Source organism: Variovorax sp. V118 (assembly GCF_041154445.1).
Taxonomy (GTDB): domain Bacteria; phylum Pseudomonadota; class Gammaproteobacteria; order Burkholderiales; family Burkholderiaceae_C; genus Variovorax; species Variovorax boronicumulans.
This window is the reverse complement of the sequence record NZ_AP028663.1, coordinates 1,897,502-1,916,748: the sequence shown is the minus strand read 5'-3', so window position 1 is coordinate 1,916,748 and position 19,247 is coordinate 1,897,502. Positions and strand designations below refer to the sequence as shown.

Here is a 19,247-nt window from a genome sequence, read left to right as displayed (position 1 = left end):
GCCGCCTGTGTGGGCAACCCTCGATTTTAGGGTTTTCCAGCATTTCTGTCGCCCAGAAGATCCCTTGCCCCGGAATGAGAGGGCTCTTATTTGATTGCCCAAGTCAATCAATTTGAATGACAATGGCAACCATGTCCACGCCAACGCCCTCCGTCGACCCGTCCGCCGTCAAGGCCATCCGCCGGTTCAACCGCTTCTACACGCGCCGCATCGGCGCCCTCGACCCCTACCTGGGCAGCGACCTGTCGCTGACCGACGTGCGCGTGCTCTACGAGCTGGCGCACCGCGAAACCCCCGTCGCCAGCGAGATCGGGCGCGACCTGGGCTTTGACGCCGGCTACCTCAGCCGCATCCTGCGCCGCTTCGAAACCCACGGCTGGCTCACGCGCGAGCCGCACCCGCGCGACGCCCGCCAGAGCGTGCTGCGCCTGACCGAGTCCGGCCATGCCGCGTTTGCGCCGCTGCAACAGAAATCGCGCGACGAAGCCGCCGCCCTGCTCGCCGCGCTGCCGCCTGCGCAACAAAACCAGCTGGTGCAGGCCATGGACACGGTGCAGTCGCTGCTCGAACCGGCCGCATCGCCGGCCCGGCCCCAGGCGGCCGTGCTGCGCGACCCGGCGCCCGGCGACATCGGCTGGGTGGTGCAGCAGCACGGCGAGCTGTATGCGCGCGAATACGGCTGGGACCACCGCTTCGAGGCGCTCGTGGCGGGCATCGCGGGCGAGTTCCTGCTCAAGTTCCAGCCCGAGTGGGAGCGTTGCTGGATCGCCGAGCTCAACGGCGAGCGCGTCGGCGCGATCTTCGTGGTGCGCAAGTCGGCCACCGTGGCGCAGCTGCGCATGCTGATCCTCACGCCCGCCGCGCGCGGGCTGGGCCTGGGCGGACGGCTCGTGGACGAGTGCATCGCCTTCGCGCGCCGCAAGGGCTACAAGAAGATGACGCTGTGGACCAACAGCTGCCTCACAGCCGCGCGCAGCATCTACGCCAAGCGCGGCTTCCAGCTCACGCACTCGGAGCCGCACGAGGGCTACGGGCAGCCGCAGGTGGGCGAGACCTGGGAGCTGAAGCTGTAGCGCCTACTGCATGTACCAGCCGTGGCTCACGACGAGCGACTGGCCGGTGAGTGCGTTGGTCGGGAAGGCCGCGAACAGCAGCGCCACGCGCGCCACGTCATCGGTGGTGGTGAACTCGCCATCCACCGTCTCCTTGAGCATCACGTTCTTGACGACCTGCTCCTCGGTGATGCCCAGCGTCTTCGCCTGCTCGGGAATCTGCTTCTCGACCAGCGGCGTGCGCACGAAGCCCGGGCAGATCACGTTGGCGCGCACGCCGTGCTTGGCGCCTTCCTTGGCGACCGTCTTGGCCAGGCCGATGAGGCCGTGCTTGGCCGTCACGTACGGCGCCTTCAGCAGCGACGCTTCCTTCGAGTGCACCGAGCCCATGTAGATCACGCTGCCGCCGCGGCCTTGCGCGTACATGTGCTTCAGGCATGCCTTGGTGGTGAGAAACGCACCGTCCAGGTGAATAGCGAGCATCTTCTTCCAGTCGGCGAAGCTGAACTCGTCGACTGGATGCACGATCTGGATGCCGGCGTTGCTGATGAGGATGTCGATGCCGCCGAAGGCCTTCGCGCCCTCTTCCACCGAGGCATTGACCTGGTCTTCGTTCGTCACGTCGACGCCCACGCCGATGGCCTGCGCGCCCGTGGCCTTCAGCTCGGCGGCGGTGGCGTCGGCCGCTTCCTTGTTGAGGTCGGCAATGATGATCTTCGCGCCTTCCTGCGCGAACAGGATGGCGATTTCCTTGCCGATGCCGCTGGCCGAGCCGGTGATGTAGGCGACCTTGTCCTTGAGTTGCATGGTGAAGCGTCCTTGGAAGTGGTGGATAGGAAAAAAGCGAGCAAGAACCGGGCACGCGCCCGGCTGACTTCCCTCAGCGCGACAGCCCCGGCCGCTTGACGCGCCCGGTGCCCGGCTCGCCGAGGTCGAAGGTGGTCACGCCGTTCACCGTGGCGTCGGCGCGCAGCGTCTCGGGATGCGCGAGCGTCTTGCCCATGTCGCGCACGCCCGATTCCCAATGCTCCTCGACCGCGGCGCGCGAGAACTCGTAGTCCTTCGACTCAAGCTCGTACGACTTGTCGCGGTAGATCAGGTGAAAGATGTCGATCGGCTCGTGCGTGAGCTGCGCCTGCACCTCGACCACGCTCGGGTCGTTGCGCAGGCCGGGCGGCAGCTTGGCGATCAGGTCGGCAATGGCCTGCTGCAGGTTCATGTTGGCCGCCAGCGCGTCGGTGTTCAGGCGCGTGCGGCTCGAATAGGTGATGTCCTTCTGGCGTTCCATCACGCCCGACAGCGTGTGCGGCATCTCGCCGCGCGCATTGAACAGGTCGACCTGCAGCACCACCAGCGCCTCGGAGCGCGGGTGCGTGTCGAGCACGTACTGCAGCGGCGTGTTCGAGACGATGCCGCCGTCCCAGTAGTCGTCGCCGTCGATGTGCACCGGCGCAAAGCCCGGCGGCAGCGCGCCGCTGGCCATGATGTGCTCGGGGCCGATGCGCTGTCGCGTGTTGTCGAAGTACACCGAGTTGCCGGTGCGCACATTGACGGCGCCCACGCTGAAGCGCGCCTCGCAGGCGTTGATGCGGTCGAAGTCGATGAGCCGCTCCAGCGTCGCCTTCAGCGGCGAGGTGTCGTAGTAGCTCAACAGCGGCGCGGCACCGCCCAGCAGCAGGGCCGGCGAGTAGCGCGGCTCGAAGAAACCGGGGATGCCGACCAGCGACGCCATGGTGGCGCTCCACTGGTTCTGCGTGGCGCGGTCGCCGAGCCACGACGGCAGGCGCTGAGCCGGCCCCGAAGACACCAGGTGCCAGAACTCGCGCAGCCGGTCGACCCGCTGCGCGGGCGCATTGCCGGCGATGAGCGCGGCGTTGATGGCGCCGATCGACACGCCCGCGATCCAGTGCGGCTGCAGGTCGGTCTCGCTGAGCGCGGCGTACACGCCCGCCTGGTAGGCGCCGAGCGCACCGCCGCCCTGCAGCACCAGCGCCTTGCGGGCGGTGCGCATGCCTTCGCGGCGGGCGATGAAGGGATGGGGTGGTGCGTGCGAAGAAGAGGAAGCAGCGGTGGCGGCGCGAGGCTTTTTCTTGGGTGTCGTCGTCATGCGGTCATTGGACACCAGCCCCGCGACAGCCACCTGACCAGGGGCCTTTTCGCAGCTTCGGCCCGGACGAATCTCACATCTTCGGCAGCATCTGCCCGCGGATCTCGCCGCCCGGGTTGGCGGCCGTGTGGATGTTGGCGTACCACTTGCCGGCCACGAGATCGGCCGCCTGCGCCGGCGTGAGCGTGGCCTGGCCCTCGATCGGGCTGGCCGGACTCGCGAAGGGCAGCACCACGCCGGCATTCGCACCCGCGGCGGCGGGGCCGTGGAAGTGGGCCGCCGTGGCCGGGCCGCTCAGGCCTTCGTAGGTGATCTTGTACTTGAGCACGTTGGTGTCGCGGTTGAGCCAGGCCTCGGCCATTCCGCTGCCGCGCGTCATGTTGGGCGGAACCTGGCTGGCCGCGTTCATCGCGCCGCTGAAGCTCGCGACGTTCGACTTCGACATCATTCCGCAGCCGGCCAGTGCGACGGCGGCCAGGCCCGCGACGAGGGTGCTGCGCCAGAGTGTGCGAGTGTTGTTCATGGTCGGGGTCTCCTGTGGATGAAAGCATTCAGCATAGGCAGACGACGCCTGCGGCCTTGTCGGCCAGCACCCCTTCTTCGCACGCCTGTGCAAGAGAATGCAACGATGATTTCCGACGACAAACTCCCTTCCGCACACGACGTGGTCGCCTTCTGGCGCGATGCCGGACCCGAGCGCTGGTTCGCGAAAAGCGATGCCTTCGATGCCGCATGCATCGACCAGTTGGCCGCCGCCCACCAGGCCGCGGCCAGCGGCCGGCTCGACCACTGGGCCGACACCGCCGAAGGCGCGCTGGCGCTGCTGGTGCTGCTCGACCAGTTCCCGCGCAATGCCTGGCGCCAGAACCCGCACATGCTCGCCACCGACGGCCTCGCGCTGGCCGTGGCGCGCCGCGCCGTCGAGGCCGGCTTCGATCGGCAGGCCGAGACGTTGATGCAGCGCTTTTTCTACCTGCCCTTCATGCACTCGGAGATGCTGGCCGAGCAGGAGCGTTCGGTCGAACTCAACGCCACGCAGGACGCCAGCACGCAGCACTTTGCCGTGCTGCACCGCGACATCGTGGCGCGCTTCGGGCGCTTTCCGCACCGCAACCGGATGCTCGGGCGCACGTCCACCCCGGAAGAGCAGAAGTTTCTCGACGAAGGCGGCTTCGCAGGCTAGGGCCTGTTCACCCTATTTCTGGCGTCGCGTTGGCTGGCAAAGGGGCTGGCTGCAAGGCGCCCGTGCGCAGCAAGGCTGAAGCCTTGCAAGCGCGGGCAACGCCGCAGACGGCCCCTTTGCCAGCCAACCCGAAGGGAAGGTCTGCCACGGCGGGCCACTCGGCGTTGCGCTCCTTGCGTGTGCGCATGCACACGCGGCGTCACGCGCCTTGATTGGCCCGCCGTGGCAGACCTTCGCGACGCCAGAAATAGGGTGAACAGGCCCTAGGCCGCGTCGACGTGCGCGGGCAACGGCACGTCGCGCGTCGGCGACGCCTGCCCCGCCGGTTCGCCGATGGCGTCCTTCATCGAGCCGTAGGTGCGCGCATAGACCCAGGTGAACTCGGCGCCCAGCAGGAAGATCTGCGCCGAGTAGTACACCCACACCAGCACCACCACCAGCGAGCCGGCCGCGCCGTAGCCCGAGGCCACGCTGCTCTTGCCGATGTACAGGCCGATGAGGTGCTTGCCCACGGTGAACAGCAGCGCCGTCACCGCCGCGCCCACCCACACGTCGCGCCACTGCACCTTGGCGCGCGGCATGATCTTGTAGATCATCGCGAAGATCACCGTGACCATCGCGAAGCTGAAGACGAAGTTCACCACCTGCGCCAGCGTGGCCCAGGCACCGAACACCGGCGACCACCACTTGCCCAGCGCGGCCAGCGCCGCGCTCGCCACCAGCGACACCATCAGCAGGAAGCCGATGCCCATGATCATGCTGAACGACAGCAGCCGCACGCGCAGCATGTTGAAGACGCCCTTGTTGCGGGTGCGCGCGGGGGCGCGCCAGATGCGGTCGAGCGCGTCCTGCAGCTCGCCGAAGACGGTGGTCGCGCCCACGATCAGCAGCGCGATGCCGACCACCGTGGCCACGATGCCCTCGGTCGGCTTGTTGACCGCCTGCAGCATGCCCTGCACGGCCGCCGCGCCCTGCTCGCCCATGAGGCCCGAGAGCTGCGCGAAGATCTCGCCGCGCGCGGCCTCCTGCCCGAAGACGAGACCGGCCACCGCGATCACGATCAGCAGCAGCGGTGCGATCGAGAACACCGTGTAGTAGGCCAGCGCGGCGCCCATGCTCGGGGCGTAGTCGTTGGACCAGGAAGCGAAAGCGCGCCGGCAGAGATCGAAGAGTGCGCGAAGTCGAATGAGCATGGCGTCGGGTCCCGGTGAAGCAGTGCGCCTACGATAATCGTTCCACATGCATCCGTCCGCCCCTGCCGCGGCATCGCCGCCCGACCACCCGCAGCCCGCGTCGCCACGCGACCTTTTTGTTTCATTCACCTGGCTCGCGCTGCAGGGCTTCGGCGGCGTCCTCGCCATCGTCCAGCGCGAGATGGTCGAGAAGAAGAAGTGGCTCACGCCCGACCAGTTCCTCGAGGACTGGGCCGTGGCGCAGGTGATGCCGGGGCCGAACGTGATCAACCTCGCGCTGATGATCGGCGACCGCTACTTCGGCCTGCGCGGCGCCGTGGCCGCGGTGGCGGGCATGCTCACCGTGCCGCTGTTCGTGATCCTCGCACTGGCCGTGCTCTACGCGCACTACGCCGCCAACCCGCAGGTGGCCGCCGCATTGCGCGGCATGGGCGCGGTGTCGGGCGGACTCATCGCGGCCACGGGCATCAAGCTGATCCCGCAGCTGCGCAAGCACCCGCTGGGCTTTGCGACCTGCCTGGCGTTCGTGGCGCTGGTGTTCGTAGCCATCGCGCTCTTGAAGATTCCGCTGGGGTGGGTGCTGCTGGCGGTGGGCGGCGTGGCCTGCGTGTGGACCTGGAAGAAGATCGCTCCATGAATATCGTCATGCAATGGCACGACTGGCTGGCCCTCTTCGGCCAGTACCTGCTGCTGTCGCTGCTGTCGATCAGCGGTGCGATCACCACGGTGCCCGACATGCACCGCTACCTCGTGGCGCAGCACGGCTGGCTCACCGAGGCGCAGTTCACCTCCTCGGTCGCCATCGCCCAGGCCGCGCCCGGGCCCAACGTGCTGTTCGTCGCGCTGATGGGCTGGAACGTCGGGCTCAACGCGGGCGGCGGCATCGGCGCCGGGCCCATGGCCTGGCTGCTCGGCTTCTTCGGCCTGATGGTCACCATGGTCGGCATCATGCTGCCGAGCACCACACTCACCTACGTCGCCACGCGCTGGGGCCACCGCAACCGCACGCGCCGCGAGGTGCGCGCCTTCAAGCAAGGCATGGCGCCGGTGGTGGTCGGGCTGCTCATCGCCACCGGCTGGGTGCTGGCCGGCGGCAACCAGTCGAGCGGCGTGCCGGCCTGGCACCTGTGGCTGCTCAGCGGCGTGGCCGCGCTGGTGGTCTGGCGCACGCGCATTCACCTGCTGTGGCTGCTGGGCTGCGGCGCGGCGCTGGGCGCGGTAGGCTTCGTTTGAGCCTTTTTCCTTTCTGCATACTTTTTCTTTCAGGAGCCCTCTGCCATGTCGCAACTTCGTCCGCTCGGCCGTTCCACCCTTCGGGTGTCTCCCCTCGCCTTCGGCGGCAACGTGTTCGGCTGGACCGCCGACGAGGCGACCTCGTTCAAGCTGCTCGACGCCTGGCTCGACGCCGGCTTCAACTTCGTCGACACGGCCGACGTCTACTCGGCCTGGGTGCCGGGCCATGTGGGCGGCGAGTCGGAGACGATCATCGGCAAGTGGCTCAAGCACAGCGGCAAGCGCAACCGCTTGGTGCTGGCCACCAAGGTCGGCAAGCCGATGGGCGAAGGCAAGGTGGGCCTGTCGCCCACCTACATCCGCGAGGCCGTCGAGGCGTCGCTCAAGCGCCTGCAGACCGACTACATCGACCTGTACCAGTCGCACGACGACGATGCGAACACGCCGCTCGAAGACACGCTGGGCACCTTCGACGCGCTCATCAAGGAGGGCAAGGTGCGCGCCATCGGCGCCTCGAACTACACGGCGCCGCGGCTGGCCGAGGCGCTCGATGTGTCGGAGCGCCTGGGCATTGCGCGCTACGAGAGCCTACAGCCGCTGTACAACCTGTACGACCGCGCGGTGTTCGAAGACGCCCTGGAGCCGCTGTGCCTCAAGCGCGAAGTGGGCGTGATCAACTTCTATGCGCTGGCGGCGGGCTTTCTCACCGGCAAGTACCGCACCGAGGCCGATGTGACCAAGAGCGCACGCGGCACCACCACGAAGAAGTACCTGAACCCGCGCGGCCTGCGCATCCTCGACGCGCTCGACAAGGTGGCCCAGCAGTACAACGCCAAGCCCGGCCAGGTCGCCATCGCCTGGCAGATCGCACGGCCCGGCGTGACGGCGCCGATCGCCAGCGCCACCTCGCTCGCGCAGCTCGAAGAACTGGTGGTGGCCACGCAACTCAAGCTGGACGCGGGCACCATCGACATGCTTGACCGGGCCAGCGCCGAGACGCCGGCCTGAGCCTCCGCTAGCCGTCGACCGGGTTCAGCGGCGTCGCCAGGATGCGCTGGTAGAACGCCACGTCGAGCCAGCGGCCGAACTTGAAGCCGGCCTGCCGCACGGTGCCTGCATGCGTGAAGCCCAGGCGCTCGTGCAGCGCGATGCTGCCGGCGTTCGAGGCGTCGATGGCGCCGACCATCACATGCACCTCGCGCGCGATCGCCTCGGCCACGATCGCCTCCATCAGCGTGCGGCCCAGGCCCTCGCCGCGGTGCGCGGCATCGACGTACACCGAGTGCTCGACCGTGTACTTGTAGGCCGGAAAGGCGCGGAACGTGCCGTAGCTTGCGAAGCCCAGCAGCTTGCCGTTGTCGTCCACAGCGCCGATCACGGGAAAGCCGCCGGCGCGCTTGGCGGCGAACCAGGTCACCATGTTCTCGGGCGTGCGCGGCTTGTAGTCGTACAGCGCGGTGGAGTTGACGATGGCCTCGTTCAGGATCGCCAGGATGGCGCCTGAATGGGCTTCTTCGGTGCAGGCGATGAGACGCATGGTGTTTCTCTGTCGTTCAATATAAGAGAATAATAATCTCATATGGGAAACACTTCACCTTCCACCCCCTCGCCGGCGCCGGCCGATGGCCACATCGACGCGCTCATCGCCACCCGGTTGCTGGCGCTGCGCCAGGCGCAGGGGCTCAGCCTCGCGGACCTGGCCGGGTTGTCGGGCGTGAGCAAGGCCATGATCTCCAAGGTCGAGCGCGCGCAAAGCAGCCCCACCGCCGTGCTGCTGGGCAAGCTGGCCGCCGGCCTCGGGGTCTCGCTGGCCCAGCTTCTCACCGAGGACAAGGCGCAGCCGCAACGCCTGCGCAAGCGGGCCGCGCAGGAGGTCTGGCGCGATCCCGAGGCAGGCTACCTGCGCCGCCAGGTCGCCGAGCGCGGCGCGGGCAGCGGCGTGGAGCTGGTCGAGGTCGAACTGCCGCGCGCCGCGCAGGTCGGCTACCCGCGATGGAGCGGCACGCCGTACCGGCAGAGCCTGTGGATGCTCGAGGGCGCGCTGCAGGTCGACTACGGCGACGAACGCTTCGAGCTCGCCCCGGGCGACTGCCTCGACTTCGGCGTGGACCGGCCGCTGGTCTTCAAGGCGCTGGGGCCCACCGCCTGCCGCTACCTGCTGGTCGCCGTTCCCGATTGATTGAACGATTGCCTGACCGATGCGGTAGGCAAGCTCCCACACGCAGAGACGACTCAGGCCGGTCCGGGCCACGGGGTGTGTCGGGATACTGCAAGGCATCTCAGCTACCGGAGCCGCACGATGTCCTTTGCGCTTTACATGATCGGCTTTCTGATCTTCCTGGCCGGGGTCGCCTGGGGCGCCTCGGTGGCCGGCGTGCCCACGCTCTACATCGGCATCGGCGCGCTGATCCTGCTGGGCATCGGCGTCTTCAGCGCCGTGGCCCGCACGCGCAGCAAAGACCCGTCCTGAACGAGCCTGATCGCTTCACAGATCAGTTCACACAGGCTTCACGCCCGGCGCACATGGCGTCGCTAACTTCGCAGGCGCACCACACCCCGTGGTGCGCTTTGCAAGTCAGCCTCTCATGCACGCCTCTTCTTCCTGCCTCTTTTCTCCCCACGCACCTTCCTCGTCGGTCGCGCCCTGCCCCGCACCGGCCTTCGTGAGCGACCCGGGAACGGCCTGCACCCAGGTCGACCTGCTCGTCATTGGCGCGAGCTTTGCCGGGCTGGCCTGCGCCCGCGCCGCCGCCAAGGCCGGCCTGCGCGTGATGGTGCTCGAGAAGAAGGCCGCCGCCGGCGCCAAGCTGCACACCACCGGGATCATCGTCAAGGACGCGGTCGACAGCGTGCCGTGGCTGGCCGAAGTGCCGCCCGCGCTGGTGCGCCGCATCGAAGGCGTGCGACTGTACGCACCCGACATGCACCACGTCGACCTGCACGCGCCCGGCTACTGGTTCTGGGCCACCGATGCGCCCGCGCTGCTCGACTGGATGGTGGAGTCCACCCGGGCCTGCGGCGTCGAGGTGCGCCTGGGCACGCTGTTCGAGCAGGCGCTGTGGGCGAACGGCCGCTGGGAGGTGCCGGTGGCGCAGGGCCCGTGCATCCGCGCGACCTACCTCGTGGGCGCCGACGGTCCGCATTCGCGCGTCGCCAAGGCGCTGGGCCTGTCGCGCAACACGCGCTTTCTCTACGGCGTGGAGCACGAGTACCAGGGCGCGCGCATGGCGCCCGACCTGCTGCATTGCTTCATCGACCGCCAACTCGCGCCGGGCTACATCGGCTGGGCGCTCGATGGCGTGGGCGTGAGCCAGATCGGCCTGGCGCGCCGCATGGGCCGCCACGACACGGGCGCGCTGCGGCTCGATCCGCTCTTGCGCAAGATCGCCGCCGTGGTGTCGCCCGGCGACGCACCGCCGGTCGCCGTGCGCGCCGGGATGATCCCCTGCGGTGGCGTGCTGCCGGTGGTGGCCCGCGAACGGGCGCTGCTGGTGGGCGATGCGGCGGGCATGGTGTCGCCCGTGACGGCCGGCGGCATCCACACGGCGCTGCAGCACGGCGAGCGCGCCGGCGAGGCCGTGGCGCGCTTCGTGCGCGGCGAGGCGGACGACCCCGCCACGTGGTTCGTGCGCGGCTACCCACGCTTTCTGATGAAGCGCACGCTGCGCTGGGCCTTCGACCACTTCCAGAGCGACTGGATGTTCAACCGCCTGCTCGGCACGGCGCCGATGCGGCGTGCGGCAGAGCTGGTGTACTTCCACCGCAAGGGCAGCGGGCTCGTGGCCCGCTAGCCCCCTCTCAACCGCCGCGCTGGCGCATCGCTTCGTAGAGGCACACGCCGCTGGCCACCGACACGTTCAGGCTCTCGACCGCGCCGGCCATGGGAATACTCACCAGCTCGTCGCAGGTCTTGCGCGTGAGCTGGCGCATGCCCTCGCCCTCGGCGCCCAGCACCAGCGCGAGCGGGCGCTTGAAGTCGCTCTGGTAGATGGTGCCCGGCGCGTCGTCGCTGGTGCCCACGCACCAGATGCTGCGCTCCTTGAGCTCGTTGAGCGTGCGTGCGAGGTTGGTCACCATGAAGTACGGCACGGTCTCGGCCGCCCCGCTCGCCACCTTGGCGACGGTGGCGTTGATGCCGGCCGCATGGTCCTTGGGCGCGATCACCGCATGGGCGCCGGCGCCGTCGGCCACGCGCAGGCAGGCGCCGAGGTTGTGCGGGTCGGTCACGCCGTCGAGCACCAGCAGCAGGGGCACGGTGCCGGCCTCCTCGAGGCCTTCGAGCAGCTCGTCGAGCGAGCGGACCTGGGCCACGGGCTCGACCCGCGCGACCACGCCCTGGTGGCCGTGGCTGCCGCTGAGCTTGGACAGCCGCAGGCCGTCGGCCTCGACCAGCCGCACGCCGGCTTCTTGCGCACGCGCAATGAACTGTTTCATGCGCGCATCGCGCCGGCTGGCGTCGAACATCACTTCGAGCACCGATTTCGGCGCGGTCTTGATGCGCACGCCCACGGCATGGAAGCCGAAGATCACTTTAGGGGAAGACATCCCCCGATTATCGAGGGCACGGCGCCCTCGCCCTCAGGCCAGCGGCAAACCGCTGTTCGCGCGGGTGCGGTCGTCGTGCAGTTCCTGCACCACCAGGGCGTTCATGTGCACCTTCAGCGTGTTGCCCACGCTCCCCAGGTACCGGCAGGCGGCATACCCCTCGGCCGCCTTTTCGTAGCGCGCCACCCAGGCGTCGCGCGCGGGCAGCCGGTCGGGCGACACGGGCCAGACGCCCGGGCGCGGGCGCAGGTGTTCGGCGATGCCCACGCGCCAGGGCTTGGCGCTCAGGCGGGCGCGAAAGCAGTTCTGGTTGCGGCACATGCGCGCGTAGACCTTGTCGGCGCCCAGCGTCTGGAACACGTCGGTCACGGCGGCGTCGGACGGCGCGAAGACATCGTGCATGGCCAGCACGCGCAGCCCGGCCGGCGTGCGGTACAGGCGCAGGTGCCAGTCGGGATGCTGGTGAATGAAGCGCTCGACGCGCGCCCGCGCGCCCGCCAGCGGATCGCTCTTGTCCTCGACCACGGGCAGGCCCTCCTTGTGGGCGCGCCAGAAGCCGAAGGCCGCCACCAGTATGAACGCGGCCACGCCCGCCATCGCCGAGCGCGTGGCGTAGCCCGCGACCATCGCACCGATGAACGCCGCGCCGATCACCGTCAGCCCGCGTGCACTGCCGCGCGCGCCCTGGTTCTCGAAGTCGACGTCGACGAACAGCACGTCGGGCGTGTTGAGGCAGCGCGCGCCGTAGCCGTTGCGGGTGACGATGCTGTCGCCCTGGCGTTCGACGATCTCCTCGCGGATCGGCACGCCGTTGGCGCCGTTGTAGGCCAGCTTGCGTTCGCGGCGCTCCAGCTTTTCGCCGTCGACCACGATGCGGTCATAGGCCTCGCGCGTGCGCTGGTCGGCATGGGCCTGCGCGGCCAGCGGGCTGTCGTCGGACCAGCCGAAACGGCGCACCGTGACCTGCCGGCCGGCCACCCGCTCCTGGATGCGGCCTTCGGCCCAGAACTGGGGAACGATCACGGCCTCAGGCGCCCTTGAAATACGACCACGCCGCGGCCGCGATCAGCAGCACGACGATCACCGGCAGCCACTTGAAGCCACCGCCCGACACCCGGCCCGGCTCGGCCATCGGGTTCGCCGCCGGGCTCGACGGCAGGTGTCCGAAGTCGCCGGCGGCGGGGTTCTGGTGCGCCTCGACCAATTGCTTGGCCTCGGCCAGGCCCAGGCCGGTGGCCTCGCGCGTGAGGCGCACGGCCTCGACCTTCTGGCCCCGCGCCAGGGCCGCGAGCGCGGCGGCCGGCACTGCGGCGGGGCCGTTGCCCTGCATGCCGCTGCCGGTCTCGGCTGCAGCCTCGCCCCGGCCCCAGTCGCCTTCCTGCCAGTCGGCCGGCGCACCGGCGGCGACCGCGCCACTGTGGGCATAGCGCTCGACGGCCTCCTTGGACGACTTGAGGTCCATGCCAGTGCGCTCGCGCACGATCTTGATCGCCTCGATCAGGTTGCCGCGCTCCAGGGCGGCGATGGCCTCGGGGGGAAGCTGGGTCATGAACTCTCCTCTGTGTTCAGGGGAGCGCCGCGGGAGCCGGGCGCTGTCTTTTTTGCTGGCTCAGGCGGCCTGAGCGACGGTCGATTCGGGTGTTTTTTCGTTGAGCGCCACGCGCCCGGCTTCGATGGTGATGCGCCGTTCGCACTGCGAGGCGATGCTGCGGTCGTGCGTGACCAGCACCAGCGTGGTTCCCAGCTCGCGGTTCAGGTCGAACATGAGTTTCATGACCTGCTCGCCAGTGGCGAAGTCGAGGCTGCCGGTGGGCTCGTCGGCCAGCAGCAGGGCCGGCTGCACCACGAAGGCCCGCGCCAGCGCCACGCGCTGCTGCTCGCCGCCCGACAGCACCTTGGGGTAGTGGCCCAGGCGCTGGCCCAGCCCGACGCGGCCCAGCATCTCGGTGGCGGCCTTGCGCGCGTCCTTGCGGTTGGCCAGCTCCAGCGGCAGCATGACGTTCTCGAGCGCGCTCAGGTTGCCCAAGAGCTGGAAGCTCTGGAACACGAAGCCCACGCGCTGGGCGCGCAGCGCGGCGCGCTCGTCCTCGTCGATGGCGAAGATGTCGTCGCCCGCCAGCTTCACGGTGCCGCGCGTGGGCGTGTCCAGCCCGGCAATGATCGACAGCAAGGTGCTCTTGCCGGAGCCCGAGGCGCCGACGATGGCGGCGGTTTCCCGCGCGCCCAGGGTGAAATGGATGTCCTGCAGAATGTCCAGCGTGCCGGCCGAGTCGGTGACGGACTTGAAGACATGCTCGACGGCGACAATGGCATCAGACGGGGGTTGGGACATGAAAGGCTTTTCGTTTTGAATCGACGTGACTTTATCTTGACCACCGCCGCGCTCGGCAGCGCGGGGGCATGGACGGCTGCGGCGGCCCAGGCTCCGGCCGGCAAGCCGGTGATCCTGGTGCTCGGTGATTCGCTGAGCGCAGAGTACGGCCTCAAGCGCGGCGAAGGCTGGGTACCCTTGCTGGAAAAAAGGCTTGCGCAGCAGAAGATCGCGGCCTCGGTGGTCAACGCCAGCATCAGCGGCGACACCAGCTCCGGCGGGCGCGCCCGCTTCCCCGCCCTGCTGGCGCAGCACAAGCCCAGCCACGTGGTGCTGGAGCTGGGCGCCAACGATGCCCTGCGCGGCCTGCCGCTGTCCAACACCGAAGACAACCTGCTGCAGATCACCAAGGCTGCGCAGGCCGCGGGCGCGCGGGTGCTGATCGTCGGCATCCAGGTGCCCCCGAACTACGGCGGCGACTACACGCGGCGCTTCGAGGCCGTGTTCGCGAAGGTGGCGGGCGCGACCAAGTCGGCGCTGGTGCCGTTCCTGCTCAAGGGCGTGGCCGATGCGCCCGACGCCATGACGCTGTTCCAGTCCGACCGCATCCACCCGACCGCCGCGGCGCAGCCGCAGATCCTGGATAACGTCTGGCCGGAGCTGCGCAAGCTGCTGCCCAAGTAGCCTCGCCTCCTTGCGCGCGCCCCAAAGAAAAAGCCGCCGCAGGCCTGCGCCTGCAGCGGCTTTTCTGTTTTCAGGGGTGCCAGGAACGAGGGGTCATCCGTTCTTGGTCGGCAACTCGGGCGCCGTGGGGGGATCGCGTTCGAGCGATGCCACGTCGGTCTCCGGGTCTCCGGGGGCCAGCCCGTCGCTGCTCGGATTGAGCTTGCGGTTCGCCTTCTCCCGGAGCTTTTCTTCCTTCTTTTTCTTCTTGGCCAGCTCTTTCTGGCGCTTCTCGTAGCCGTAATTGGGTGTTGCCACTGCTTCTCCTTCAGGCGAGGCAGTCAGGGTGACTGCGCTTCAGCCTACTGTAAGCGATAACGGTGCAGTCTCAAGACGCGGCGCCAGCGGCCGTTTCGAACTCGAACACACCTTGCAAACCCGGATAACGCTGGTGCATGAACCAGCCCATGGCCCCTGCGCCGGCCACCAGGGCCAGGACCGCCGCGGCCACCATCCATCCGATGTGTTCGCCCGTCGGCCAGAGAACGATCACGGCCAGCACCGGCAACAGCCCGGCGAGCGATGACAGCCACATCCAGCGCCTCGGGGCGGGCATGGGCACCCAGGTTTGCGGGTCGATGCCGACGTCGATGAACACCTCGGCGTCGAAGCGCAGGCGCGGCCTCGGCTGGGTGGCCAGGTGCAGCAGCAACGCGCGCAGCAGCACGGCCCGGTTGCGAAAGCGAAGGACACGGCCGGTGTCGACGGTCAGCGCCAAGGGCAGCCGGATTTCCCTGGGTTCGCCACCCCGTGCCACCTGCTGGAACACCAGCCGCTTGACGATGGCTTCGCTCGATACGAACTCGGTCTTCACGTCAGGGAAACCCGCGCGCGCACGGCACACCTCGTGCCAACGCACCACCTGCGGCGATGCCGGATCGCCCCAGCACATGCCGTTCGCATCGATCCGCAGCATCCCCTCGCCCACGCGCGGAAACTGGCGCAGCAAATACCAGATGCCGCCGCCCAACGCGCTGAAGAGCAACAGTCCGAGCAACAGGAGGATCGCTTCGTTGCCGCGCGCGTTGGACCAGTCCTCCTCGAGCATCACAGCGGCGACGAGCCCTGCCGCGATCAACGCGAAAAGCGCCACGAAGCCACCGATGAAGAGTCGCGTGCCGCGCAGGTCGGGCACGCCTTCCAGCGGGCCAGACCGTGCGAACGCCTCCAGCACCTGCGCGGGCACGTCCAGCACCCGCGACGCGACGGCCCGTGACGCGGGCGGCACCGCGTCGCGCGCAGCCGGCGGCGCGACGCGCTGGCTCTTGCGGTGTTTCCTGCCCACTGCGCGCAACAGCGCCTACATCTGCAGCAGCGCCTGCTGCAGGTCGGCACGCAGGTCGTCCACGTCTTCCAGGCCGACCGAGAAACGCACCAGCGTGCCCTTGTAGGGCCAGCGGGCCACGCTGGCGTCGCGCATCAGGCCGATGTCGTAGGGCACGACGAGGCTGATCGGGCCGCCCCACGAATAGCCGAGGCGGAAGAGCTTCAGGCTGTCGCAGAAGCGATCGACCTGCTCGGTGCTGAAGCGCTCGTCGAACACCACCGAGAACAGGCCCGCGGCCAGGTCGATGGCACCGCACAGCGCGCGCCAGTTGGCGTGGCCCGGCGAATCCTCGAGCGCGGGATGCAGCACCTGCGCGATCTCTTCGCAGCCGTTGAGCCAGCCGGCCAGCTCGCGCGCCGCGCGGTCGTGCGCGGCGTAGCGCAGCGCCATGCTCGGCAGCGAGCGCAGCAGGGTTTCGACGTCGCCCACGCCGATGCCGAAGCCGGTGCGCATGTGGGTGAGCTTGAGCGCGCGGTGCAGGCGCTCGTCACGCGTGACGACGCTGCCCATCAGCACGTCGCCACCGCCGCTGGGGTACTTGGTGAGCGCGTGCACCGACACGTCGACGCCCTGCCCCGTGCCGTTGAAATCGAAGGGCGCGAAGGCCAGGCCCGCGCCCCAGGTGTTGTCCAGCGCGGTCATCACGCCGCGCTCGCGGCAGACCTCGGCCAGCGCCGGCAGGTTGGGGAATTCCATCGTCACCGAGCCGGCCGCTTCGAGCCACACCAGCCGCGTGCGGTGCGAGAGCTTGGCTTCCAGGTCGGACGGATTCATCGCGTCGTACAGGCGGTGCGTGATGCCGAAGTTGGCGAGCTCGCCGGTGGCCAGCGCCTTGGTGGGGCCGTAGGCGTTGTCCGGAATCAGCACTTCGTCGCCGGTCTTGAGGAACGCGAACGAGACCAGCGAGATCGCGGCCAGTCCGCTCGGCACCAGCAGGCATTCGATGCCGCCTTCGAGCGTGGCCAGGCGCTCCTCGAGCGTGAAGGTGGTGGGCGTGCCGTGCAGGCCGTAGGTGTAGCCGGCCTTGGTCTTCCAGTCGCGCGCGCGCATGGCGGCGACGTCGGCGAAGAACACGGTCGAGGCCTTGAACACGCCGGGCTGCGGCGCAGCGAAGGTGGCCGGCGGCGTGTAGGGATGGTGGATCAGGGTCGTGGAAGGCTTGCTCATGTGCCGATGCTAGCGCCCCGCGAGGAACCCTCGACGGCCGTGACATTCTCCGTGCGATGTCGACGGCCTTGGGCGGAGCGCGCGCGCATTGCGGATAGAGTTGCCCCTCCGAAAATAAAGGGAGGATTTTCTCGATGCGTCATCTGCTCATCACCATCACGGCCGCTGCGGCCCTGTCCGCCTGCGGCGGCATGAAGAACCTGGATTCGAACGCGCTCGCGGGCGCCGGCGGCAGCGCCTTCAAGGCCATGTCGCTCACCGACGGCGACGTGCAGGCCCTGGCCAACCAGTCCTGCGCCGAGCTCGACAAGAGCTCCAAGGTCGCGGCCCCCGCCGATGCCTACAGCAAGCGCCTGGAGCGCGTGCGCCAGGGCCTGCCGACCACCATCGGCGGCCAGCCCGCCAGCTACAAGGTCTACCTCACGAAGGACGTGAACGCCTGGGCCATGGGCAACGGCTGCATCCGCGTCTACAGCGGCCTCATGGACCTCATGAACGACGACGAGCTGCGCGGCATCATCGGCCACGAGATTGGCCACGTCGCCCTCGGCCACAGCAAGAAGGCCATGCAGACAGCCTACGCGGTGTCGGCCGCGCGCGGCCTGGCCGGCGCCACCGGCAATGCGGCGATCACGCAGCTGTCGTCCTCGCAGATCGGCGACTTCGCCGAGAAGCTGGTCAACGCGCAGTTCTCGCAATCGCAGGAAACCGACTCCGACAACTACGCCTTCGACCTGCTGACCACGCAGAAGCTCAAGCGCGAAGGCCTCGTCACCGCGTTCCAGAAGCTGGCCAAGCTCGACGGCGGCAAGAGCTCGATGCTCAGCTCGCACCCGGCTTCCGGCGACCGCGCAGCCAACATCCAGAAGCGCCTCGCAACGAGCAAGTAAGCAGCCTGGGCCCGGGCGGTTCCTCGGCGCACAATGCGCCGATGCTCACCCGCCCGCCCTTGCCGGGGCCCGTCGCGCCATGCAGCTGACGCGGCCCCCGTCCCCTCATCTGCGGCCCTTCCTGCGGCTGCTGTGGGCCTCGGCGCCCGAGGGCACACCCGACACACGCACCGGCGCCCGCGAGCACGTGCTGCCCACGGGCGGCATGCACCTGGTGTTCCGGCTTTCAGGGCCGCCGCTGCGACTCTTCGACGACACACGCGACCTGCGCGGCCACACGGTCGGCCATGCCATCGTCGGCGGTGCGCGCGCCGCTTTCTACCTGCGCGATGTGTCGGTGGCCACACGCTCGGTCGGCGCGCAATTGCACCCCGGTGCCGCCCGGCTACTGCTCGGCGCACCTGAAGACGCTCTGAGTGGTCGCCACACGCCGCTCGACGCGCTGTGGGGCGAGCGGCAGACCGCCGACGCGCTCGAACAGCTGCATGCATCGTCCGACGACCCGGCCCGGCAACTGGACGTGTTCGAGGCCCTGCTGACCCGGCGCCTGGCCGCTGCCGCCCTGCCCCGCATCAGCCCGCGCGGCCTGCACCCGGCCGTGGCCGCCTCGCTGGGCCAGATGACGCGCGACACGCCCGCGTCGATCGCCACGCTGGTGGCGCGCAGCGGCTACAGCCACCGGCGCTTCATCGCGCTGTTCCGCGCGGCGGTCGGGCTCGCGCCCAAGGAATACGCCCGCGTGATGCGCTTCGACCGCGTGCTGGCGCTGGCCGCCGACGATCCTGCGCACGCCTGGGCCGACATCGCGCTCGCCGCGGGCTACAGCGACCAAGCGCACCTGAGCCGCGAGTTCTCGGCGCTGGCCGGCCTGTCGCCGCAGGCCTGGCGGCAGACGGGTGCGACGTCGCCGCGTCATGTGCCGGCTGTCGGCACGGCAGGTCAAATTCCTTCAAGACGCTAGCGCCGGGGCTGCGCAGAATCGGCGCCACGGTCCCCGTTTCAACATCCGATTCCAGAAAAGAAAGGCAGGTCCCGCCATGGCCATCCACGAGCTGTTTCCGTACCTCTGCGTCGACAACGCCGCCGCCGCCGTCGACTTCTATTGCCACGTGTTCGAGGTGAAGGAAATCTTTCGACTGACCGAGCCCAGCGGCCGCATCGGGCACGTCGAGCTGGACTTTCACAACGGCGCGATCCTGATGATCTCGGACGAGTTTGCCGAGTTCAACATCCGCTCGCCCAAGGCGCTCGGCGGCAGCGCCGTGACGCTGCACCTGCACGTGGACGACGCCGATGCGGTGGTCGCGCGCGCGGTCGCCGCCGGCGCCACGCTGGACATGGCACCGCAGGATCAGTTCTATGGGGAGCGTTCCGGCGTGTTCCGCGACCCCTTCGGTCACCGGTGGAACGTGGGGCACAGCATCGAGAAGCTGACGCCGGAGGAAATGCAGCGGCGCTACACCGCGATGTTCGACACCCCCGGCGGCGGCAGCTGCAGCAGCAACTGAGCGCGCCG

The 19,247-nt window shown here is 69.0% G+C and carries 24 protein-coding genes; 12 read left to right on the top strand and 12 right to left on the bottom strand.

Annotated elements, in window-relative coordinates; all coding sequences use genetic code 11:
* Positions 1-131: 131 nt before the first annotated feature.
* A complete protein-coding gene (locus ACAM52_RS08615; RefSeq protein ID WP_369646716.1) occupies positions 132-1,073 on the top strand; it encodes a GNAT family N-acetyltransferase in 942 nt (313 codons plus the stop codon).
* A gap of 3 nt (positions 1,074-1,076) precedes the next feature.
* On the opposite strand, the gene ACAM52_RS08610 is transcribed toward ACAM52_RS08615, so the two are convergent.
* From ACAM52_RS08610 to ACAM52_RS08600, 3 genes are all read right to left on the bottom strand, one after another.
* Positions 1,077-1,859, bottom strand: coding sequence for a 3-hydroxybutyrate dehydrogenase (locus tag ACAM52_RS08610; protein ID WP_062481077.1), 783 nt, complete (start codon positions 1,857-1,859; stop codon positions 1,077-1,079).
* A gap of 73 nt (positions 1,860-1,932) precedes the next feature.
* Positions 1,933-3,159, bottom strand: coding sequence for a patatin-like phospholipase family protein (locus ACAM52_RS08605; protein ID WP_369646715.1), 1,227 nt, complete (start codon positions 3,157-3,159; stop codon positions 1,933-1,935).
* 73 nt (positions 3,160-3,232) lie between these two features.
* Positions 3,233-3,682 carry a CHRD domain-containing protein gene (locus ACAM52_RS08600; protein ID WP_070060984.1) on the bottom strand — a complete coding sequence of 150 codons (450 nt, stop codon included), beginning with the start codon at positions 3,680-3,682 and terminating at the stop codon, positions 3,233-3,235.
* Between the two features lie 105 nt (positions 3,683-3,787).
* Between ACAM52_RS08600 and ACAM52_RS08595 the strand changes: the two genes are divergently transcribed.
* A complete protein-coding gene (locus ACAM52_RS08595) occupies positions 3,788-4,342 on the top strand; it encodes a DUF924 family protein (RefSeq protein ID WP_369646714.1) in 555 nt (184 codons plus the stop codon).
* A 263-nt stretch (positions 4,343-4,605) separates the two neighbouring features.
* On the opposite strand, the gene ACAM52_RS08590 is transcribed toward ACAM52_RS08595, so the two are convergent.
* On the bottom strand, positions 4,606-5,535 hold the full coding sequence (locus ACAM52_RS08590) for a YihY/virulence factor BrkB family protein (RefSeq protein ID WP_369646713.1): 930 nt from the start codon (positions 5,533-5,535) through the stop codon (positions 4,606-4,608).
* Between the two features lie 46 nt (positions 5,536-5,581).
* Between ACAM52_RS08590 and ACAM52_RS08585 the strand changes: the two genes are divergently transcribed.
* The 3 genes from ACAM52_RS08585 to ACAM52_RS08575 are packed head-to-tail and all read left to right on the top strand — an operon-like array spanning position 5,582 to position 7,776.
* Entirely contained in the window at positions 5,582-6,172 is a 591-nt protein-coding gene (locus tag ACAM52_RS08585; protein WP_369646712.1) for a chromate transporter, read from the top strand.
* Positions 6,169-6,768: a chromate transporter gene (locus ACAM52_RS08580; protein WP_139704537.1), complete on the top strand. Its 600-nt coding sequence runs from the start codon at positions 6,169-6,171 to the stop codon at positions 6,766-6,768. Before ACAM52_RS08585 ends, ACAM52_RS08580 begins: the two co-directional genes overlap by 4 nt.
* Before the next feature lie 45 nt (positions 6,769-6,813).
* Positions 6,814-7,776, top strand: coding sequence for an aldo/keto reductase (locus ACAM52_RS08575; RefSeq protein ID WP_369646711.1), 963 nt, complete (start codon positions 6,814-6,816; stop codon positions 7,774-7,776).
* 7 nt (positions 7,777-7,783) lie between these two features.
* On the opposite strand, the gene ACAM52_RS08570 is transcribed toward ACAM52_RS08575, so the two are convergent.
* Positions 7,784-8,305 carry an N-acetyltransferase family protein gene (locus ACAM52_RS08570; protein WP_369646710.1) on the bottom strand — a complete coding sequence of 174 codons (522 nt, stop codon included), beginning with the start codon at positions 8,303-8,305 and terminating at the stop codon, positions 7,784-7,786.
* 42 nt (positions 8,306-8,347) lie between these two features.
* Between ACAM52_RS08570 and ACAM52_RS08565 the strand changes: the two genes are divergently transcribed.
* From ACAM52_RS08565 to ACAM52_RS08555, 3 genes are all read left to right on the top strand, one after another.
* Positions 8,348-8,947: a helix-turn-helix domain-containing protein gene (locus tag ACAM52_RS08565; RefSeq protein ID WP_095745637.1), complete on the top strand. Its 600-nt coding sequence runs from the start codon at positions 8,348-8,350 to the stop codon at positions 8,945-8,947.
* 120 nt (positions 8,948-9,067) lie between these two features.
* Complete coding sequence (locus ACAM52_RS08560) at positions 9,068-9,238, top strand: hypothetical protein (protein WP_167395039.1); 171 nt, start codon at positions 9,068-9,070, stop codon at positions 9,236-9,238.
* A 115-nt stretch (positions 9,239-9,353) separates the two neighbouring features.
* On the top strand, positions 9,354-10,559 hold the full coding sequence (locus ACAM52_RS08555; RefSeq protein WP_369646709.1) for an NAD(P)/FAD-dependent oxidoreductase: 1,206 nt from the start codon (positions 9,354-9,356) through the stop codon (positions 10,557-10,559).
* A 7-nt stretch (positions 10,560-10,566) separates the two neighbouring features.
* On the opposite strand, the gene rlmB is transcribed toward ACAM52_RS08555, so the two are convergent.
* Genes rlmB through ACAM52_RS08535 form a run of 4 tightly spaced genes read right to left on the bottom strand, consistent with a single transcriptional unit; the run spans position 10,567 to position 13,645 of the window.
* Entirely contained in the window at positions 10,567-11,313 is a 747-nt protein-coding gene (gene rlmB, locus ACAM52_RS08550; RefSeq protein WP_070060993.1) for a 23S rRNA (guanosine(2251)-2'-O)-methyltransferase RlmB, read from the bottom strand.
* 33 nt (positions 11,314-11,346) lie between these two features.
* On the bottom strand, positions 11,347-12,336 hold the full coding sequence (locus tag ACAM52_RS08545) for a hypothetical protein (protein ID WP_369646708.1): 990 nt from the start codon (positions 12,334-12,336) through the stop codon (positions 11,347-11,349).
* A gap of 4 nt (positions 12,337-12,340) precedes the next feature.
* Positions 12,341-12,862, bottom strand: coding sequence for a ribosomal protein L7/L12 (locus ACAM52_RS08540; protein WP_159276530.1), 522 nt, complete (start codon positions 12,860-12,862; stop codon positions 12,341-12,343).
* 60 nt (positions 12,863-12,922) lie between these two features.
* Positions 12,923-13,645 (bottom strand): ABC transporter ATP-binding protein, encoded by a 723-nt coding sequence (locus ACAM52_RS08535; protein ID WP_062480734.1) that lies wholly within the window; start codon positions 13,643-13,645, stop codon positions 12,923-12,925.
* 36 nt (positions 13,646-13,681) lie between these two features.
* Between ACAM52_RS08535 and ACAM52_RS08530 the strand changes: the two genes are divergently transcribed.
* Positions 13,682-14,308 (top strand): arylesterase, encoded by a 627-nt coding sequence (locus ACAM52_RS08530; protein ID WP_206167784.1) that lies wholly within the window; start codon positions 13,682-13,684, stop codon positions 14,306-14,308.
* Between the two features lie 93 nt (positions 14,309-14,401).
* Here the strand turns inward: ACAM52_RS08530 and ACAM52_RS08525 are convergent, their stop codons facing one another.
* The 3 genes from ACAM52_RS08525 to ACAM52_RS08515 form a co-directional block, all read right to left on the bottom strand.
* On the bottom strand, positions 14,402-14,605 hold the full coding sequence (locus ACAM52_RS08525) for a hypothetical protein (protein ID WP_062480739.1): 204 nt from the start codon (positions 14,603-14,605) through the stop codon (positions 14,402-14,404).
* Positions 14,606-14,675: 70 nt separating this feature from the next.
* Positions 14,676-15,641, bottom strand: coding sequence for a hypothetical protein (locus ACAM52_RS08520; RefSeq protein ID WP_369646707.1), 966 nt, complete (start codon positions 15,639-15,641; stop codon positions 14,676-14,678).
* A gap of 6 nt (positions 15,642-15,647) precedes the next feature.
* The gene (locus ACAM52_RS08515; protein WP_369646706.1) at positions 15,648-16,841 is read right to left on the bottom strand and encodes a PLP-dependent transferase; all 1,194 of its coding nucleotides are present in this window, start codon (positions 16,839-16,841) and stop codon (positions 15,648-15,650) included.
* Between the two features lie 134 nt (positions 16,842-16,975).
* Between ACAM52_RS08515 and ACAM52_RS08510 the strand changes: the two genes are divergently transcribed.
* The 3 genes from ACAM52_RS08510 (at position 16,976) to ACAM52_RS08500 (ending at position 19,239) form a co-directional block, all read left to right on the top strand.
* Complete coding sequence (locus ACAM52_RS08510; RefSeq protein ID WP_070060998.1) at positions 16,976-17,731, top strand: M48 family metallopeptidase; 756 nt, start codon at positions 16,976-16,978, stop codon at positions 17,729-17,731.
* Between the two features lie 79 nt (positions 17,732-17,810).
* Entirely contained in the window at positions 17,811-18,692 is an 882-nt protein-coding gene (locus ACAM52_RS08505) for a helix-turn-helix domain-containing protein (RefSeq protein ID WP_369646705.1), read from the top strand.
* A gap of 76 nt (positions 18,693-18,768) precedes the next feature.
* A complete protein-coding gene (locus tag ACAM52_RS08500; RefSeq protein ID WP_369646704.1) occupies positions 18,769-19,239 on the top strand; it encodes a VOC family protein in 471 nt (156 codons plus the stop codon).
* Positions 19,240-19,247: the final 8 nt, after the last annotated feature.

Bases quoted from the DNA above. Each gene is read 5' to 3' on its own strand.
- ACAM52_RS08565 (WP_095745637.1), top strand. From the start codon at position 8,348: ATGGGAAACACTTCACCTTCCACCCCCTCGCCGGCGCCGGCCGATGGC.
- ACAM52_RS08555 (WP_369646709.1), top strand. From the start codon at position 9,354: ATGCACGCCTCTTCTTCCTGCCTCTTTTCTCCCCACGCACCTTCCTCG.
- ACAM52_RS08590 (WP_369646713.1), bottom strand. From the start codon at position 5,535: ATGCTCATTCGACTTCGCGCACTCTTCGATCTCTGCCGGCGCGCTTTC.
- ACAM52_RS08510 (WP_070060998.1), top strand. From the start codon at position 16,976: ATGCGTCATCTGCTCATCACCATCACGGCCGCTGCGGCCCTGTCCGCC.
- ACAM52_RS08535 (WP_062480734.1), bottom strand. From the start codon at position 13,645: ATGTCCCAACCCCCGTCTGATGCCATTGTCGCCGTCGAGCATGTCTTC.
- ACAM52_RS08560 (WP_167395039.1), top strand. From the start codon at position 9,068: ATGTCCTTTGCGCTTTACATGATCGGCTTTCTGATCTTCCTGGCCGGG.
- ACAM52_RS08570 (WP_369646710.1), bottom strand. From the start codon at position 8,305: ATGCGTCTCATCGCCTGCACCGAAGAAGCCCATTCAGGCGCCATCCTG.
- ACAM52_RS08585 (WP_369646712.1), top strand. From the start codon at position 5,582: ATGCATCCGTCCGCCCCTGCCGCGGCATCGCCGCCCGACCACCCGCAG.
- ACAM52_RS08505 (WP_369646705.1), top strand. From the start codon at position 17,811: ATGCAGCTGACGCGGCCCCCGTCCCCTCATCTGCGGCCCTTCCTGCGG.
- ACAM52_RS08615 (WP_369646716.1), top strand. From the start codon at position 132: ATGTCCACGCCAACGCCCTCCGTCGACCCGTCCGCCGTCAAGGCCATC.
- ACAM52_RS08605 (WP_369646715.1), bottom strand. From the start codon at position 3,159: ATGACGACGACACCCAAGAAAAAGCCTCGCGCCGCCACCGCTGCTTCC.
- ACAM52_RS08540 (WP_159276530.1), bottom strand. From the start codon at position 12,862: ATGACCCAGCTTCCCCCCGAGGCCATCGCCGCCCTGGAGCGCGGCAAC.
- ACAM52_RS08595 (WP_369646714.1), top strand. From the start codon at position 3,788: ATGATTTCCGACGACAAACTCCCTTCCGCACACGACGTGGTCGCCTTC.
- ACAM52_RS08600 (WP_070060984.1), bottom strand. From the start codon at position 3,682: ATGAACAACACTCGCACACTCTGGCGCAGCACCCTCGTCGCGGGCCTG.
- ACAM52_RS08610 (WP_062481077.1), bottom strand. From the start codon at position 1,859: ATGCAACTCAAGGACAAGGTCGCCTACATCACCGGCTCGGCCAGCGGC.
- rlmB (WP_070060993.1), bottom strand. From the start codon at position 11,313: ATGTCTTCCCCTAAAGTGATCTTCGGCTTCCATGCCGTGGGCGTGCGC.
- ACAM52_RS08515 (WP_369646706.1), bottom strand. From the start codon at position 16,841: ATGAGCAAGCCTTCCACGACCCTGATCCACCATCCCTACACGCCGCCG.
- ACAM52_RS08500 (WP_369646704.1), top strand. From the start codon at position 18,769: ATGGCCATCCACGAGCTGTTTCCGTACCTCTGCGTCGACAACGCCGCC.
- ACAM52_RS08575 (WP_369646711.1), top strand. From the start codon at position 6,814: ATGTCGCAACTTCGTCCGCTCGGCCGTTCCACCCTTCGGGTGTCTCCC.
- ACAM52_RS08580 (WP_139704537.1), top strand. From the start codon at position 6,169: ATGAATATCGTCATGCAATGGCACGACTGGCTGGCCCTCTTCGGCCAG.